Raw genomic sequence first — 18248 nt, 5'->3', positions numbered from 1 at the left:
TCAACTGGTAGCCACGTTGGCAGTGGTCGTCGGCTGGGTCCTGGCGGCGTGCAGCCGGGCGTAGAGGCCCTGGGCGCGCAGGAGTTCGTCGTGCGTGCCCCGTTCGACGATGCGGCCGCCGTCCATCACGACGATCAGGTCCGCGTCGCGGATCGTGGACAGGCGGTGCGCGATCACGAAGCTGGTCCGGCCGGCCCGCAGGGAGTTCATGGCGCGCTGGATCAGGACCTCGGTGCGGGTGTCCACCGAGCTGGTGGCCTCGTCCAGGACCAGGACGGCCGGCCGGGCGAGGAACGCCCGGGCCACGGTGAGCAACTGCTTCTCGCCGGCGCTGACGGTCGAGGACTCGTCGTCCAGGACGGTGTCGTAACCCTGGGGCAGGGTGCGGACGAAGCGGTCGGCGCAGGTCGCCTCGGCCGCGGCGACGACGTCCGCGCGGGAGGCCCCGGGCGCGCCGTACGCGATGTTCTCCGCGATCGTGCCGCCGAACAACCAGGTGTCCTGGAGGACCAGTCCGAAACGGGAGCGCAGGTCGGCCCGGTTCATCGTGGCGGTGTCGGTGCCGTCCAGGAGGATGCGGCCGGAGTCCGGCTCGTAGAACCGCATCAGGAGGTTGCCGAGGGTGGTCTTGCCGGCGCCGGTGGGACCGACGATCGCCACGGTGCTGCCCGGTTCCACGGTCAGCGAGAGGTGTTCGATGAGGGGCGTGTCGGGGGAGTAGCGGAAGGACACGTCGGCGAACTCGACCCGGCCCTCGGCGCGGGCCGGTGCGTCGGGCCGGAGCGGGTCGGCCGCCTGCTGAGGAGCGTCGAGCAGGGTGAAGACGCGCTGGGCGGAGGCGATGCCGGACTGGAGCCGGCCGGCCACCGAGGCGATCTCCACGACCGGCTGGCTGAACTGGCGCGCGTAGAGGACGAACGCCTGGACGTCACCGAGCGTCAGGGAGCCGTTGACCACCTTCCAGGCGCCGACGACGGCCACCAGCACGTAGCCCAGGTTCGCGACGAACATCATGACCGGTTCCATGGCGCCGGAGGCGAACTGCGCCTTGGCGGCGGCCCGGTACACCGCGTCGTTGCAGGCGTCGAAGCGCCGCTCGGCCGCCGTGCGCCGGTCGAACCCCTTGATCAGCGCGTGTCCGGAGCACACCTCCTCGACGTGGGCGTTGAGCGCCCCGTTGGCGGACCACTGCGCGGCGTAGTGGGGTTGGGCGCGCTTGCTGATCCGGGCCGCGAGCAGCGCCGAGACCGGCACGCTGAGCAGCATCACCGCGGCGAGCACCGGTGAGATCACCAGCATCAGCACCAGCATCGTCAGCAGCGAGAAGACCGCGGTGATCAGCTCGGCGAGGGTCTGCTGGAGGATCTGCTGGAGGTTGTCGATGTCGTTGGTGGTGCGGCTGAGCAGCTCACCGGCCGGCTCCCGGTCGAAGTGGCGCAACGGCAACCGCGTCAACTTCTCTCGTGCGTGGCGGCGCAGGTCGTGGATGGTGCGCCACACCGCGGACGCCACCAGCCGGCCCTGGGCCAACAGGAACAGCGACGCCACCAGGTAGAGCGCCAGCAGGACCAGCAGCAGCCGGCCGACCGCACCGGTGTCGACGCCGGGCGCCGGGCCCGGGCCGCCACCGAGCACACCGTCGGCGATCAGGTCGGTGACCCGGCCCAGCAGCAGCGGCCCGAACGCGTTGAGCACGATCCCGCCGACGCCCGTCACCAGGGCGAGCAGCACGGCGCGGCGCTGCGGCCGCAACAGGCCGACGAGCCGACGGACCGGCCGGGGCGCCGCGGGCTGCTCCTCAGGGACGTCCGGCGCGGCCATGGGCGGCTTCCTCCTCGGTGAGCTGCGAGAGCACGATCTCGCGGTACGTCGGGCTGGTGCGCAGCAGCACGTCGTGGCTGCCCTGGGCGACGATCCGCCCGCGGTCGAGGACGACGATGCGGTCCGCCTCGTGGGTGGCCGAGACCCGCTGCGCGACGGCGAGCACCGTCGCGCCCGCGGTGTACGGCACCAGCGCCGCCCGCAGCGCGGCCTCGGTCGCCTGGTCGAGGGCCGAGAAGCAGTCGTCGAAGAGATAGACGTCCGGGCGGCGCAGCAGCGCCCGGGCGAGGGACAGCCGTTGGCGCTGGCCGCCGGAGACGTTGCCGCCGCCCTGGGTGATCGCGGTGTCGAGGCCGTCCGGCATCCGCGCCACGAAATCGGCGGCCTGGGCCACCCGCAGCACCTCCCACAGCTCGGCGTCGGTGGCGTCCGGCCGCCCGAAGCGCAGGTTGTCGGCGACCGTGCCGGAGAACAGGTACGGCCGTTGCGGGACGAAGCCCACGGCGGCGGCGAGCACGCCGGGGGCCAGCTCGCGGACGTCGGTTCCGCCGATCCGCACGGTGCCCTCGGTCGCGTCGGACAGGCGCAGCACGAGGTTCAGCAGGGTCGTCTTGCCGCTGCCGGTGCTGCCGAGCACCACGACCCGTTCGCCCGGTTCGACGGTCAGCTCGACGTCCCGTAGGACGGCCTCCTCGGCGCCCGGGTAGCGGAACCCGGCGCCGTGCAGGGCGATCCGGCCGGCGGGGCCCCGCACCGGCTGCGGCGCGGCGGGCGAGGCCACGCTCGGCACGGTGTCCAGGACCTCCGCGATCCGGCCGGCGCAGACCCTGGCCCTGGGTACCGACAGGAACACGAAGGCGAGCATCACCACGGACATCAGGATCAGCGACAGGTAGCTGAGGAACGCGCTGAGCGCACCGATCGGCATGCTGCCGGCGTCGATCCGTCGGGCACCGGTCCACAGCAGGGCGACGGTGAACCCGTTCATGATCAGCAGCACCACCGGCAACATCGTCGCGATGAGCCGGCCCACCCGCTGGGACAGGGCCAGGAACGCGTCGTTGGTCTGCGCGAAGCGGCCGAGTTCGTGGTCGTCGCGGACGAAGGACCGCACCACCCGCACCCCGGTGATCGCCTCGCGCAACAGCCGCCCCAGCCGGTCCAGGGTCACCTGCATCCGCGCGTACAGGCTGCCCATCCGGGCCAGCAGCAGACCGAAACAGACCGCCACCACCAGCACCAGCACCACCAGCAGCAGCGCCAGCGGCACGTCCTGACGCAGCGCCAGCAGCACGCTGCCCAGACACATCAGCGGGGCGCAGACGACGATGCCGAAACCGGACTGGGCGAGGTTCTGCACCTGTTGCACGTCGTTCACGGCACGGGTGAGCAGCGACGGCGTGCCGAACCGCCCGACCTCGCGGGCGGAGAAGTCCAGGATGCGGCGGAACACCGCGGACCGCAGGTCGCGGCCCATCGCCGTCGAGGTCCGGGCCGCCAGCGCCGCCGCCCCGAGCGCCGCCGCGACCTGCACCACGGCCACCGCCACCATCACCGCCCCCAGCTCGGTCACCCGATCGCGGTCGGCGCGCACCACGCCCTGGTCGATGAGCGCGGCACCCAGCGTCGGCAACAGCAACGTGCCGAGGATCTGGACGAGTTGGAGGGCGACGAGGGCGGTGGCGGCCCCCGCGTAGGGGCGCAACTGCGCCCGCAGGAGTCTCAGCAGCACGGAGGAACACCCCGGTTGACGGCGGCGCCGGGCCGCTCGGTGGTGGACGCGGTCGGCCGTTCCGCCGACCCACGTCATTGCACCGCATTCCGCACCGAAATCTCACTAGTGTTGGCGACGCCGGCGCACTCCTGACGGTCCGGAACTCGGGAATTCCCTAAAAACCTCGGAATGCGTTGACAGCGTCTTCCGCGGCTTGCGAGCGTGCCGGTATCTATCGTCCGGACTGCGTATTCGACGCCAGGTCGTGGCCGAGCTCCAGGGTTTGGACGGTCTCTTTCGTGATCGAGAAGGGTTGGCCATGTCCAAACGAGCGCTGATCACCGGAATCACCGGCCAGGACGGCTCCTATCTCGCGGAGCACCTGCTGTCGCGGGGCTACCAGGTGTGGGGTCTGATCCGCGGCCAGGCGAACCCCCGCAAGTCCCGCGTCAGCCGGCTCGCCGCCGAACTGAACTTCATCGACGGCGACCTGATGGACCAGGGCAGCCTGGTCTCCGCGGTCGACGGCGTGCAGCCCGACGAGGTCTACAACCTCGGCGCGATCTCGTTCGTCCCGATGTCCTGGCAGCAGGCGGAACTCGTCACCGAGGTCAACGGCATGGGCGTGCTGCGGATGCTGGAGGCCATCCGGATGGTCAGCGGCCTGTCCACCTCCCGCACCGTCAACCCGCGCGGTCAGATCCGCTTCTACCAGGCGTCCTCCTCGGAGATGTTCGGCAAGGCGGCGGAGACCCCGCAGCGCGAGACCACCCTCTTCCATCCGCGCAGCCCGTACGGCGCGGCCAAGGCGTACGGCCACTACATCACCCGCAACTACCGCGAGTCCTTCGGCATGTACGCGGTCTCCGGCATGCTCTTCAACCACGAGTCCCCGCGCCGCGGCCAGGAGTTCGTCACCCGCAAGATCTCCCTCGCGGTCGCCCGCATCAAGCACGGCCTCCAGGACAAGCTCTCCCTGGGCAACCTCGACGCGGTCCGCGACTGGGGCTACGCCGGCGACTACGTCCGCGCCATGCACCTGATGCTCCAGCAGGACGCCGGCGACGACTACGTCATCGGCACCGGCCAGATGCACTCGGTGCGCGACGCGGTCCGGCTCGCCTTCGAACACGTCGGCCTGAACTGGCAGGACCACGTCGTCATCGACCCCGACCTGGTGCGGCCCGCCGAGGTCGAGGTGCTGTGTGCCGACAGTGCCAAGGCCCGCGACCGCCTCGGCTGGAAACCGGACGTCGATTTCCCCGCCCTCATGCGCATGATGGTCGATTCCGACCTGGCGCAGGTTTCCCGCGAAAACCAATACGCCGACCTCCTGCTCACCGCCAACTGGTAATAGGGCCAGGCTTTCGAACACTAGGGGATTCCCGCGGGAATTCCGACGACACTCGCCACATGGATTCTCCCGGTGAGTGGCGAATCCAGGTGGCGATCCGACCTCCCGCCCGAATGCTGCGGAGAAGTCGGACGCCATTCACGTGCGGCCGTCGGCTGTCGAGATGGGTTGAGTTGAGATGGACAACGAACAAAAACTCCGGGACTACCTCAAGCTTGCGACGGCCGACCTTCGACGCACCCGGCGGCGGGTCAGCGAGCTGGAATCGGCGGCCCAGGAACCGGTGGCCATCATCGGCATGACCTGCCGCTACCCCGGAGGCGTCCGCAACCCCGAAGACCTCTGGCGACTGGTCGCGGCCGGCGAACACGGCGTCAGCCCGTTCCCCACCGACCGCGGCTGGGACCTGGAGGCACTCGCCACCGCACCGACCGCCGCCGGCGGATTCCTGCACGACGCCCCCGACTTCGACGCGGAGTTCTTCGGCATCTCGCCGCGCGAGGCGGTCGCCATGGACCCGCAGCAGCGCGTCGTCCTGGAATCCGCCTGGGAGGCGTTCGAACGCGCCGGCATCGACCCGACGTCCGTGAAGGGCAGCCGCACCGGCGTCTTCATCGGCGCCATGGCGCAGGACTACCGGGTCGGCCCCGCCGACGGCGCCGAGGGCTTCCAACTCACCGGCAACACCGGCAGCGTGCTCTCCGGCCGCATCTCCTACACCTTCGGCACGGTCGGCCCCGCCGTCACCGTCGACACCGCCTGCTCCTCCTCGCTCGTCGCCGTCCACCTGGCCACCCAGGCACTGCGGGCCGGCGAGTGCACCCTCGCCCTGGCCGGCGGCGTCACCATCATGTCCGGCCCCGGCACCTTCATCGAGATGGGCCGCCAGGGCGGACTGTCCGCGGACGGTCGCTGCCGCTCCTTCGGCGACACCGCCGACGGCACCGGCTGGGCCGAGGGCGTCGGCATCCTCGTTCTGGAACGCCTCTCCGACGCCGTCCGCAACGGCCACGAGGTCCTCGCCGTCGTCCGCGGCACCGCCGTCAACCAGGACGGCGCCTCCAACGGCCTGACCGCCCCCAACGGCCCCTCCCAGCAGCAGGTCATCCAACAGGCCCTGGTCAACGCCCGACTGACCGCCGGGGACGTCGACGTCGTCGAGGCGCACGGCACCGGCACCACCCTCGGCGACCCCGTCGAGGCCCAGGCACTGCTCGCCACCTACGGCCAGAGCCGCCCGGCGGACCGGCCGCTGCTGCTCGGCTCGGTCAAGTCCAACCTCAGCCACACCCAGGCCGCCGCCGGTGTCGCCGGCGTCATCAAGATGGTGCTGGCGATGCGGCACGGCGTGCTGCCCCGCACCCTGCACGCCGAGGAACCCACCCGGCACGTCGACTGGTCGCAGGGCGCGGTGCGCCTGCTCACCGACCCCACCGACTGGCCCGCCACCGGTGCCCCGCGCCGCGCCGCCGTCTCCTCCTTCGGTATCAGCGGCACCAACGCCCACACCATCATCGAGCAGGCCCCCGAGGCGCAGCCCGAGGAGACCGGGACGACCCACGCCCCGGCCGGCACCGACACCACGCCGGCCAGCGCCCCCGTGACGCCGGGCACCGTCCCGGTCCTGCTCTCCGGCCGCACCCCCGACGCCCTGCGCGGCCAGGCCGCGGCCCTGCGCACCGCCCTCGACGACGACCCGCACACCGACCTGCTCGACGTCGCACACTCCCTCGCCACCACCCGCGCCGGCTTCGAGCACCGCGCCGTGCTGCTCGCCGCCGACCGCACGGCACTCACCGACGGCCTCGCCGCGCTCGCCGAAGACGACGACCCGACCACCGCCCCCGCCCCGATCACCGGCACCGCCCGCGCCGAGACCCGCCTCGCCGTCCTCCTCACCGGCCAGGGCGCCCAACGCCTCGGCACGGGACGGGAACTCGCCGCCCGCTTCCCGGCGTTCGCCACCGCCCTCGACGAGGCCCTGGACGCCTTCGCCCCGCACCTCGACCGCCCCCTGCGCGACGTGCTGTGGGGCACCGACGCGGCCCTGCTCGACCGCACCGCCTACGCCCAACCCGCCCTCTTCGCCGTCGAAGTCGCGCTCTACCGGCTCGTCGAGTCCTTCGGCCTCCGCCCCGACCACCTCGCCGGCCACTCCGTCGGCGAGATCACCGCCGCCCACCTCGCCGGCGTCCTCACCCTGGACGACGCCGCCACCCTCGTCGCCGCCCGCGGCCGCCTGATGCAGGCCCTGCCCGACGGCGGCACGATGATCGCCGTCCAGGCACCGGAAGCCGCCGTCGTCCCGCTGCTCGCCGGCCACGAGGACCAGGTCTCCGTCGCCGCCGTCAACGGCCCCTCCGCCGTCGTGCTCTCCGGCGACGACCGCACCGTCACCGACCTCGCCGACCGGCTCGCGGCCGACGGTCACCGGACCCGGCGACTGCGCGTCTCGCACGCCTTCCACTCGCCGCTCATGGAGCCGATGTTGGCGGCGTTCCGGACCGTCGTCGAGGGCCTCACCCTCCACCCGCCGCTGCTGCCGGTCGTGTCGAACCTGACCGGCAAGCCCGCCACCGTCGCCCAACTCACCTCCGTCGACTACTGGGTCGACCACGTCCGGCACGCCGTCCGCTTCGCCGACGGCATCGACTGGCTCGCCCGGCACGGCACCACCGCCTTCCTCGAACTCGGCCCCGACGGCGTGCTGACCGCGATGGCCCGGGACTGCCTGGACGCCGTCGCCTCCGACGCCGTCACGGTGCCCGCCCTGCGCGCCGGACGCCCCGAGGAGCACGCCCTCACCACCGCTCTGGCCGGCCTGCACGTGCACGGCACCGCCCTCGACTGGACCGGCTACTTCGCAGGCACCGGCGCCCGCCGCACCGACCTGCCCACCTACGCCTTCCAGCGCCGCCGCTACTGGCCCAAGGCCCTCCAGGGCGCCGCCGCCGACCTGCGCTCCGTCGGCCTCGGCGCCGCCCACCACCCGCTGCTGTCCGCCGCCGTCTCCCTCGCCGACGCCGGTGGCGTGCTCCTCACCGGCCGCCTCTCCCGGCAGACCCACCCCTGGCTCGCCGACCACACCGTCCGCGGCACCACGCTGCTGCCCGGCACCGCCCTCCTCGAACTCGCCGTCCGCGCCGGAGACGAGGTCGGCTGCGACCGCGTCGAGGAACTCACCCTCGCCGCACCGCTGCTCCTACCCGAGCACGGCGGCGTCCAGGTCCAGCTGTGGATCGGCACCCCCGACGCCACCGGCCGACGCACCGTCAACGTCTACGCGCGCCCCGACACCGGCGACGACACCCCGTGGACCGCCCACGCCACCGGCGTCCTCACCACCGCCGACACCGCCCCCGCCGGCGAGGCGCAGCCCGCCCTCGACACCACCCAGTGGCCCCCGGCCGACGCCGAACCACTGTCCCTCGACGGCCACTACGACCGGCTCGCCGACGCCGGATTCGCCTACGGCCCCGCCTTCCGGGGCCTGCGCGCCGCCTGGCGCCTGGACGGGACCGTCTACGCCGAGGTCGTCCTGCCGGAGACCGCCCGGCCCGACGCCGAGGCGTTCGGCCTCCACCCCGCGCTGCTCGACGCCGCCCTGCACGCCACCGCCCTCACCGGCCTCGGCGAACGCGGGCGCGGCGGCCTGCCGTTCTCCTGGGAGGGCGTCGCCCTGCACGCGAGCGGCGCCACCACCCTGCGCGTCCGCCTGACCCCGACCGCCGACGACGCCCTCGCCCTCGCGGTCGCCGACGACACCGGGGCCCCCGTGCTCCACGTCGACTCGCTCGTCCTGCGCGGCGTCGCCGACCAGCATCTCGACACCACCGTCGCGCTCGCCCGGGACGCCCTCTTCCGCCTCGACTGGACTCCCGTCCGCGCGCCGGCCACCACGCCCGACGCGGTGGCCCTCGTCGGCCGCGACCCCTTCGGACTGCGGACCCACCCGGCTCTCACCCACACCACCGGCCACCCGGACCTCGCCGCGCTCGCCGCGGCCGACGGCCCGGCCCCGACCACCGTCCTACTGTCCCTCGCCGGCCTCGCCGCTCCGGGCACCGAAGGCGACGCAACCGACCCGGCAGGGGCCACACACCGCTGCGCCACCGAAGCGCTCGCCGCCGTGCGGACCTGGCTCACCCGCCCCGAACGCCTTGCCGCCGCCCGCCTGGTCTTCGTGACCCGGGGCGCGACGACCGGGCACGACGTGGCCGGTGCCGCGGTGTGGGGCCTGGTGCGTTCGGCCCAGTCCGAGAACCCGGGCTGCTTCGCCCTCCTCGACCTCGATCCGAACACGGACCCCGCCGCCTTCCCGGTCACCGCCCTGGTCAGCGACGAACCGCAACTCGCCGTGCACGGTGACGCCCTGCGGGCCGCCCGTCTGGTCCGTCGGCCGTTGCCTGCGGGGGAGTCGGCGGCGGGTGTGGGTGCGGGGTTCGCCGGTGGTGCAGGTGCGGTGTTGATCACTGGTGGTACGGGTGGTTTGGGTGCGGTGTTGGCCCGTCATCTGGTGGTTGAGCACGGTGTGCGGGAGTTGCTGTTGGTCAGTCGTAGCGGTGAACGGGCGCCGGGTGCGGCTGAGTTGGTCGCCGAGCTGTCGGAGACCGGTGCGATGGTGCGGGTGGTTGCCTGTGATGTGTCCGATCGTGCTGCGGTGTTGGGGTTGGTGGCTGGTCATCGGGTGTCGGCGGTGGTGCATGCGGCCGGGGTGTTGGATGACGGGTTGGTTGCTGGGTTGTCGCCGGAGCGGTTGTCGGCGGTGTTGCGGCCGAAGGTGGATGCGGCGTGGTATCTGCATGAGGCGACGCGTGGGATGGACTTGGGTGCGTTCGTGGTGTTCTCGTCGGTGGCGGGGACGTTCGGTAGTCCTGGTCAGGGTAACTATGCGGCGGCGAATGCGTTCTTGGACGCGTTGATGGTGCAGCGGCGGGCCGCTGGTTTGCCGGGTGTGTCGTTGGCGTGGGGGCCGTGGGAGCGGTCCGGTGGGATGACGGGTTCGTTGTCGGATGCCGAGGCGGACCGGTTGAGTCGTTCCGGTGTTCCGCCGCTTTCGGTGGCGCAGGGGCTGGCTCTCTTCGACGCGGCCCTGGCCGGTTCCGATGCGACCTGCGTTCCGGTCCGGCTGGACCTTCCCGTTCTGCGGACGCAGGGTGAAGTACCCCCGCTGCTACGGTCGTTGATCCGCGTCCGGGCCCGCCGTGCCGCAGGCGCCGGATCCGCCACCGCGAACGACCTCGCCCAGCGTCTGGGCCGACTGGACGAGGAGGGTCGCCAGGAACTGGTCCTGGACCTCGTCCGCGGCCAGGTCGCGCGGGTCCTCGGCCACGCCACCGGCGGCGACGTGGACGCCGGCCGCGCCTTCCGCGACCTCGGCTTCGATTCCCTGACCGCGGTCGAACTCCGCAACCGCCTTAACACCGCCACCGGTCTGCGCCTGCCCGCCACCCTGGTCTTCGACTACCCGACCGTCAGCCACCTCGCCACCCACCTCCGCGACGAACTCCTGGGCGCGCAGGCCGAGGTGACGTCCGCGGCGCGGCGCGGCGCGGTCGTCGCGGACGATCCGATCGTCATCGTCGGCATGGCCTGCCGCTACCCGGGCGGCATCGGCTCGCCCGAGGACCTGTGGCAGCTCCTCACCGAAGGCACCGACGCGGTCTCCGGCTTCCCGACGAACCGTGGTTGGGACGTCGAGTCCCTCTACCATCCGGACCCGGATCACCCTGGTACGTCCTACACGCGTTCCGGCGGTTTCCTCCACGAGGCCGGGGAGTTTGATCCTGGTTTCTTCGGGATGAGTCCGCGGGAGGCGTTGGCGACGGATTCGCAGCAGCGGTTGTTGTTGGAGTCGTCGTGGGAGGCGGTGGAGCGGGCCGGTATCGACCCGTTGAGTCTGCGGGGGACCGCGACGGGCGTTTTCGCCGGGGTGATGTACAGCGATTACAGCGCGATGTTGGCGGGTCCGGAGTTCGAGGGTTTTCAGGGGAGTGGGAGTTCGCCGAGTCTGGCGTCGGGTCGGGTGGCGTACACGTTGGGTTTGGAGGGCCCCGCTGTCACCGTCGACACCGCCTGCTCGTCCTCGCTGGTCGCCATGCACTGGGCGATGCAGGCGTTGCGCAGTGGTGAGTGTGGGTTGGCGTTGGCCGGTGGGGTGACGGTGATGTCGACGCCGGCGGTGTTCGTGGACTTCGCCCGGCAGCGGGGCTTGTCGGTTGATGGGCGGTGCAAAGCGTTCGCTGACGCGGCGGACGGTGTCGGCTGGTCCGAGGGCGTCGGCATGCTGGTGCTGGAGCGTCAGTCGGACGCGGTCCGCAACGGTCACGAGATCCTGGCGGTGGTGCGCGGTTCGGCGGTCAATCAGGACGGCGCGTCGAACGGTCTGACCGCGCCCAACGGTCCGTCCCAGCAGCGGGTGATCCGCCAGGCACTCGCCAGCGGCGGCCTCACCGTCGGTGACGTGGACGTCGTCGAGGCGCACGGCACCGGCACCACCCTGGGTGACCCGATCGAGGCGCAGGCGCTCCTCGCCACGTACGGCCGTGACCGAGATGCCGGACAGCCGTTGCTGTTGGGTTCGGTGAAGTCCAACATCGGTCACACCCAGGCCGCGGCCGGTGTCGCGGGCGTCATCAAGATGGTGTTGGCGATGCGGCACGGCGTGCTGCCACGGACGCTGCACGTGGACGCCCCGTCGTCGCACGTGGACTGGTCCGAGGGCGCGGTGGAACTGCTGACCGAGCAGACCGCCTGGCCGGAGACCGGCCGGGCCCGGCGCGCGGGCGTCTCCTCGTTCGGCATCAGCGGCACCAACGTGCACGTCATCGTCGAACAGGCGCCGGCGCCCCGAGCGGCGAACGCGGCCGATGCACCGCAGCGTTCGCCCGGCGCCGTGCCGCTGCTCCTGACCGGGCGCACCCGGGACGCCCTGCGCGGTCAGGCCGCCAGGCTGCTCCAGCACCTCCAGAACGGGCCGGACGTCGCGCTCGTGGACGTCGCGCTCTCCCTGGCCACCACCCGGACCCGCTTCGAACGACGGGCCGCCGTCGTGGCGCAGGACCACGACCAGTTGCGCGCCGCGCTGGGCGCGTTCGCCGCCGGCCGGCCGGACCCTGCCGTCGTCGAGGGCGAAGCCGCCGGACGCGGCCGGATCGCCGTGCTGTTCACCGGACAGGGCAGCCAGCGGGCCGCGATGGGACGTGAACTCCACGCGCGGCAGCCCCGGTTCGCCGCGGCGTTCGACGAGGTCTGCGCCGCGCTCGACCCGCTGCTGGACCGGCCGCTGCGCGAGGTGGTGTTCGCCGAGGACGGCAGCGAAGAGGCCGCCCTGTTGGACGAGACCGGGTGGACCCAACCCGCGCTGTTCGCCGTCGAGGTGGCGCTGTACCGGTGGGTGGAGAGCTGGGGCGTCCGGGCCGACCTGGTGGCGGGCCATTCGATCGGCGGGATCGCCGCGGCGCACGTCGCCGGGGTGCTGGACCTCGCGGACGCCTGCCGCCTGGTCGCCGCACGGGCGACGCTGATGCAGGCACTGCCGGCCGACGGCGCCATGTACGCGATCCAGGCCACCGAGGACGAGATCGCCGGACACCTCACCGACGCGGTGGCCCTCGCCGCCGTCAACGGGCCGCAGTCCGTGGTCGTCTCCGGCGACGAGACCGCGGCCGAGGAGATCGCCGCCGCCTTCGCCGCGCGTGGACGGAAGACCAAGCGGCTGCGGGTGAGCCATGCCTTCCACTCGCCGCAGATGGACGGGATGACGGCGGCCTTCCGCACCGTCGCTGAAGGGCTGACGTATCGGGCGCCGCGCATCCCCCTTGTCTGCGACCTCACCGGGGCCCGCGCCGACGACGCGGCGGCGTGCACCGCGGAGTACTGGGTGCGGCACGTCCGCGAGGCCGTGCGGTTCGCCGACTGCGTGCGGACGCTGCGCGAGGCCGGCGCCACCACCTTCTTGGAGCTGGGCCCCGACAGCCTGCTCACCGCGATGGCCCAGGACACGCTCGGCGACGACCCCGACGTCGAACTGGTGCCGGTGCTGCGCGCCGGCCGCTCCGAGGAGGCGTCCGCGGCCACCGCCGTGGCCCGCCTCCAGGTGCGCGGCGTGGACGTGGACTGGGCCGGGTACCTGGCCGGGACCGGCGCCCGCCGCACCGACCTGCCGACCTACGCCTTCCAACACGAGCACTACTGGCCGCAGTTGCCCGCCCCGGCCGCGACCGCCACCGACCCCGCCGACCAGCGGCTGTGGGCCGCGGTGGAGCGCGGCGACGCCCGGGAGCTCGCCGCCATCCTCGGGCTGGACGCCGAGGACCACCCGCCGCTGGACACCCTGCTGCCCGCCCTCACGTCCTGGCGGCGCGGCAACCAGGAGAAGCACCTCCTCGACACCCTGCGCTACCGGGTGCAGTGGACGCGGCTGAGCAAGCCCGCCGCTCCGGTACTCGACGGCGCCTGGCTCCTGGTGGCCTCCGACGCCACCGCGGCCGACGACGCCGACCTCCTGGACGCACTGGCCGACGCCCTCGGCACCCACGGCGCCCGCGTGCGCCGCCTCGTCCTCGACGACTCCTGCACGGATCGCCAGCACCTCGCCGAGCGCCTGACCGGGACCGACGGCGTGGACGCCACCACCCAGGTGCTGTCCGTACTGCCGCTCGACGAACGGCCCGCGGACGACTGCCCACCACTCACCCGAGGACTGGCGCTGACCGTGGCGCTCGTCCAGGCCCTCGCCGACACCGACGCCCGGGGCCGACTGTGGACCGCCACCCGCGGCGCCGTCTCCACCGGCCCCGACGACCCGGTCACCCACCCCGTCCAGGCCGCCGCCTGGGGGCTGGGCCGCGGCGTCGCCCTGGAGCACCCCCGGCTGTGGGGCGGCCTGGTCGACCTGCCGGACGTCCTCGACCAACGGGCCGGGCAGCGGCTCGCCGGCATCCTCGCCGTCAAGGACGTCCCCGACGGCGAGGACCAGGTGGCGCTGCGGGCCGGCGGCGTGTCCGGTCGCCGGCTGGTCCGGCACACCGTCGACGCACTGCCCGCGGCCGGGGAGTTCACCGCGTCCGGCACCGTCCTGATCACCGGCGGCACCGGCGGGCTGGGCGCCGAGGTCGCCCGCTGGCTGGCCCGCGCCGGCGCCCAGCACCTCGTTCTCACCAGCCGTCGAGGCCCCGACGCCCCCGGGGCCGCCGCACTCCGGAACGAGCTGGCCGCACTCGGGCCGTCGGTCTCCGTCGTCGCCTGCGACGCCGCCGACCGCGAAGCGCTCGCCGCGGTCCTCGCCGACCTGCCCGGGGAACTGCCGTTGACCGGCGTCGTGCACACCGCCGGCGTCGGCCACTACGGACCGCTCGACGGCCTCAGCACCGCCGACTTCGCCGCCCTGACCGCCGCCAAACTCGCCGGCGCCGCCCACCTCGACGCCCTGCTCGGCGACCGCGAACTGGACTTCTTCGTCCTCTTCGGCTCCATCGCCGGCGTCTGGGGCAGCGGCAACCAGAGCGCCTACGGCGCCGCCAACGCCTACCTCGACGCGCTCGCCCTGCACCGTCGCGCCCGCGGGCTGGCCGCCACCTCCGTCGCCTGGGGCCCGTGGGCCGAGGCCGGCATGGCCGCCGACGACGCGGTCTCCGCGACCCTGCGCCGCCAGGGCCTCGGCCTGCTCGACCCGGCCCCGGCCCTGACCGAACTGCGCCGCGCCGTGCTCGGCCAGGACGTCACCGTCACCGTCGCCGACGTGGACTGGCAGCGCTACGCCCCGCTGTTCACCTCCGCCCGCCCCAGCGCACTGCTCTCCGCACTGCCCGAGATCCGTGCCCTCGTCGACGACCGGCGCACCGGACCGGAACCGGCCGACGCCTCCGCACTCGTCACCCGGGTCCGCGCCCTCCCCGAACCCGACCAACTGCGCCTGCTCACCGACCTCGTCCGCACCGAGGCCGCCACCGTCCTCGGGCACGACTCCGCCGACGCGGTCCCCGCAGACCGTGCCTTCCGCGACGTCGGCTTCGACTCGCTGACCGCCGTGGAACTCCGCAAGCGCCTGGGCACCCTCAGCGGCCTGTCGCTGCCCAGCACCATGGTGTTCGACTACCCGACGCCGCTGGAACTCGCGCACTACCTGCGCGCGGAGGTCCTCGGCGCGGTCCTGGAAGTCGCCGGCCCGGTCGCCACCGGCGCCGCCGACGACGAGCCGATCGCCATCATCGGCATGGCCTGCCGCTTCCCCGGCGGCGTCGGCTCCCCGGAACAGCTGTGGGACCTCGTCGACTCCGGCACCGACGCGATCAGCGACTTCCCGGTCAACCGCGGCTGGCACACCGGGAACCTCTTCGACCCGGACCCCGACCGGCCCGGCACCACCTACTCCACCCAGGGCGGCTTCCTCCACGACGCGGACGCCTTCGACCCCACCTTCTTCGGCATCGCGCCCCGCGAGGCGCTGGTCATGGACCCGCAGCAGCGGCTGCTGCTGGAGACCACCTGGGAGGCGTTCGAACGGGCCGGCATCCGACCGGACACCGTGCGGGCCAGCCTGACCGGCACGTTCATCGGCTCCAGCTACCAGGAGTACGGCCTCGGCGCGGGCGACGGAGCCGAGGGCCACATGGTCACCGGCAGCAGCCCCAGCGTGCTGTCCGGCCGCCTGTCGTACGTGTTCGGCCTCGAAGGCCCGGCCGTCACCGTCGACACCGCCTGCTCCTCCTCGCTCGTGGCGCTGCACCTGGCCTGCCAGTCGCTGCGCAACGGCGAGAGCACCCTGGCCGTCGCCGGCGGCGCCACGGTGATGACGACGCCCAACCCGTTCATCGCCTTCAGTCGGCAGCGCGCCCTCGCCCAGGACGGCCGCTGCAAGGCGTTCTCCGACGCCGCCGACGGCATGACCCTCGCCGAGGGCGTCGGCATCGTCCTCGTCGAACGGCTCTCCGACGCGCAGCGCAACGGCCACCCGGTGCTCGCCGTCCTCCGCGGCTCCGCCATCAACCAGGACGGCGCCTCCAACGGCCTGACCGCGCCCAACGGCCCCTCCCAACAGCGCGTCATCCGCCAGGCACTGGCCAACGCCCGCCTCGTCCCCGGCGACATCGACGCCCTGGAAGCGCATGGCACCGGCACCCCGCTCGGCGACCCCATCGAGGCCCAGGCACTGTTCGCCACCTACGGCCGCGACCGCGATCCCGAGGACGCGCTGCTGCTCGGCTCGGTCAAGTCCAACATCGGCCACACCCAGTCCGCCGCCGGCATCGCCGGCGTGATCAAGATGGTGATGGCCCTGCGCCACGGCCGACTTCCGCGGACTCTGCACGCGGACGAGCCGTCGTCGCACGTGGACTGGTCCGCCGGGGCGGTGCGGTTGTTGACCGAGGCGCGGGAGTGGCCGGTGACCGGCCGGCCGCGCCGGGCCGCGGTCTCCTCGTTCGGCATCAGCGGCACCAACGCCCACGCCGTGCTGGAGCAGGCGCCGACCGCGGCATCCGCCGTCGGGGCGCAGCGGGCCGCCGACGCACCGGCCCCGGTCGCCGGCGGCGTCGTCCCGTGGGTGGTCACCGCCCGCAGCGCCGCCGCACTGCGCGGCCAGGCCGAGCGCCTGCGCACGTACGTCGAGACCGCCGAACCGGCCGCCGGCCCGCTCGACATCGGCCTCAGCCTGGTGTCCGCCCGCGCCCGCTTCGCCCACCGCGCCGTCGTCGTACCGCCCGCCGGCACCGACCCGCTGACCGCGCTGGACGCGGTCGCGGCCGACGGTGCCTCGCCCGTGGTCGCCCGCGGCGTGGCCGACGTCGCGGGGCGGACGGTGTTCGTGTTCCCCGGTCAGGGGTCGCAGTGGGTCGGTATGGGGGCTCAACTCCTCGATGAGTCTGCGGTGTTCGCGGAGCGGGTTGCGGAGTGTGGGGTGGCGTTGGGGGAGTTTGTCGACTGGTCGTTGGTCGAGGTGTTGCGGGGGGTGGAGGGTGCGCCGTCGTTGGGGCGGGTGGATGTGGTTCAGCCGGTGTCGTTTGCGGTGATGGTGGGGTTGGCGGCGTTGTGGCGGGCTCATGGGGTGGTGCCGGATGCGGTGGTGGGGCATTCGCAGGGGGAGATTGCTGCTGCGGTGGTGTCGGGTGGGTTGTCGTTGCGTGATGGTGCGCGGGTGGTGGCGTTGCGCAGTCAGGCGATTGGGCGGGCGTTGGCGGGGCGTGGGGGGATGATGTCCGTCGCGTTGCCGGTCGAGGAGGTGGAGTCGCGGCTGGGCGAGTTCGACGGGCGGGTCTCGGTGGCCGCCGTCAACGGCCCGCGGTCCGTCGTGGTCGCGGGCGAGCCCGAAGCGCTCGACGCCCTGCACGCCCGCCTGACCGAAGACGACGTCCGGGCCCGCCGGATCGCGGTGGACTACGCCTCCCACTCCCACCAGGTCGAGGACCTGCACGAGGAACTCCTGGCGGTGCTGGCGGACCTGGCGCCGCAGCCGTCGGAGGTGCCGTTCTTCTCGACGGTGACCGGCGACTGGCTGGACACCACGGAACTGGACGCCGGCTACTGGTTCCGCAACCTGCGCGGACGGGTCCGGTTCGCCGACGCGGTGAAGGAGTTGCTGGCGGCGGAGCACCGGGCGTTCGTCGAGGTCAGCTCGCACCCGGTGCTGACGATGGCGGTGCAGGAAGCGATCGACGAGGCCGGGGCGCCGGCCGTGGCCGCCGGTACGCTGCGCCGCGACCAGGGCGGCGCGGACCGCTTCCTGCTGTCGGCCGCCGAGGTCTTCGTGCGCGGGGTGGACGTCGACTGGGCAGGGCTGTTCGAAGAGACCGGGGCGTCCCGCGTCGACCTCCCCACCTACGCCTTCCAACGCGAACACCTCTGGGCGGTACCGCCCGTCCCGGAAGGCGGCGGCGCCGCGGACCCGGACGACGCGGCCTTCTGGACCGCCGTCGAGGACGGTGACGTCTCCGCACTGACCACCACCCTCGGCACCGACGAGGGGTCCGTCGCCGCCGTCCTGCCGGCCCTGTCCTCCTGGCGCCGGGCGCGCCGCGACCGTTCCACCGTGGACGCCTGGCGCTACCGCGTCGCCTGGCAGCCGCACACCGGCACGCTGCGGCCCCCGACCCTGACCGGTACCTGGCTGGTGGTGACCGCCGCGGGCATCGACGACGCCGACGTCGTCGGGGCGTTGGAGGCGCACGGCGCACAGGTGCGCCGCCTGGTCCTGGACGAGGACTGCACCGACCGGGCCGTCCTCGGGGAGCGGCTGGCCGGCGTAGCGGCGGAGACCGGCGGCTGGACCGGCATCGTCTCCGTCCTCGCCGCGGCCGAGCGGACCGGCGCCGTCCCGGGCACCTCCCTGGTCCTCGGCACCGCCCTGACCGTGACCCTGAT

General features: G+C 73.3%; 4 protein-coding genes (1 of these 4 running past the window's edge). 2 read left to right on the top strand and 2 right to left on the bottom strand.

The genetic code is table 11. The features are described from left to right. Entirely contained in the window at window positions 1-1821 is a 1821-nt protein-coding gene (locus tag ACLJT4_RS24025) for an ABC transporter ATP-binding protein (protein ID WP_411125041.1), read from the bottom strand. Next, window positions 1799-3553 carry an ABC transporter ATP-binding protein gene (locus ACLJT4_RS24020; RefSeq protein WP_411125039.1) on the bottom strand — a complete coding sequence of 585 codons (1755 nt, stop codon included), beginning with the start codon at window positions 3551-3553 and terminating at the stop codon, window positions 1799-1801. Before ACLJT4_RS24020 ends, ACLJT4_RS24025 begins: the two co-directional genes overlap by 23 nt. Window positions 3554-3854: 301 nt before the next feature. Between ACLJT4_RS24020 and ACLJT4_RS24015 the strand changes: the two genes are divergently transcribed. Next, window positions 3855-4889, top strand: coding sequence for a GDP-mannose 4,6-dehydratase (locus ACLJT4_RS24015; protein ID WP_411125037.1), 1035 nt, complete (start codon window positions 3855-3857; stop codon window positions 4887-4889). Window positions 4890-5067: 178 nt separating this feature from the next. Further along, window positions 5068-18248, top strand: partial view of a type I polyketide synthase gene (locus tag ACLJT4_RS24010; protein ID WP_411125035.1) — the start only. The gene runs 15307 nt beyond the window's last position; only the first 13181 of its 28488 coding nucleotides appear in the window; the start codon lies at window positions 5068-5070; its stop codon lies off the right edge, out of view.

Source organism: Streptomyces sp. x-19 (assembly GCF_046549115.1).
GTDB lineage: Bacteria > Actinomycetota > Actinomycetes > Streptomycetales > Streptomycetaceae > Streptomyces > Streptomyces albulus_C.
This window is presented reverse-complemented; position numbering and strand designations above follow the sequence as displayed.

Coding starts and splice junctions, on each gene's coding strand:
- ACLJT4_RS24015 (WP_411125037.1), top strand. CDS start 3,855: ATGTCCAAACGAGCGCTGATCACCGGAATCACCGGCCAGGACGGCTCC.
- ACLJT4_RS24025 (WP_411125041.1), bottom strand. CDS start 1,821: ATGGCCGCGCCGGACGTCCCTGAGGAGCAGCCCGCGGCGCCCCGGCCG.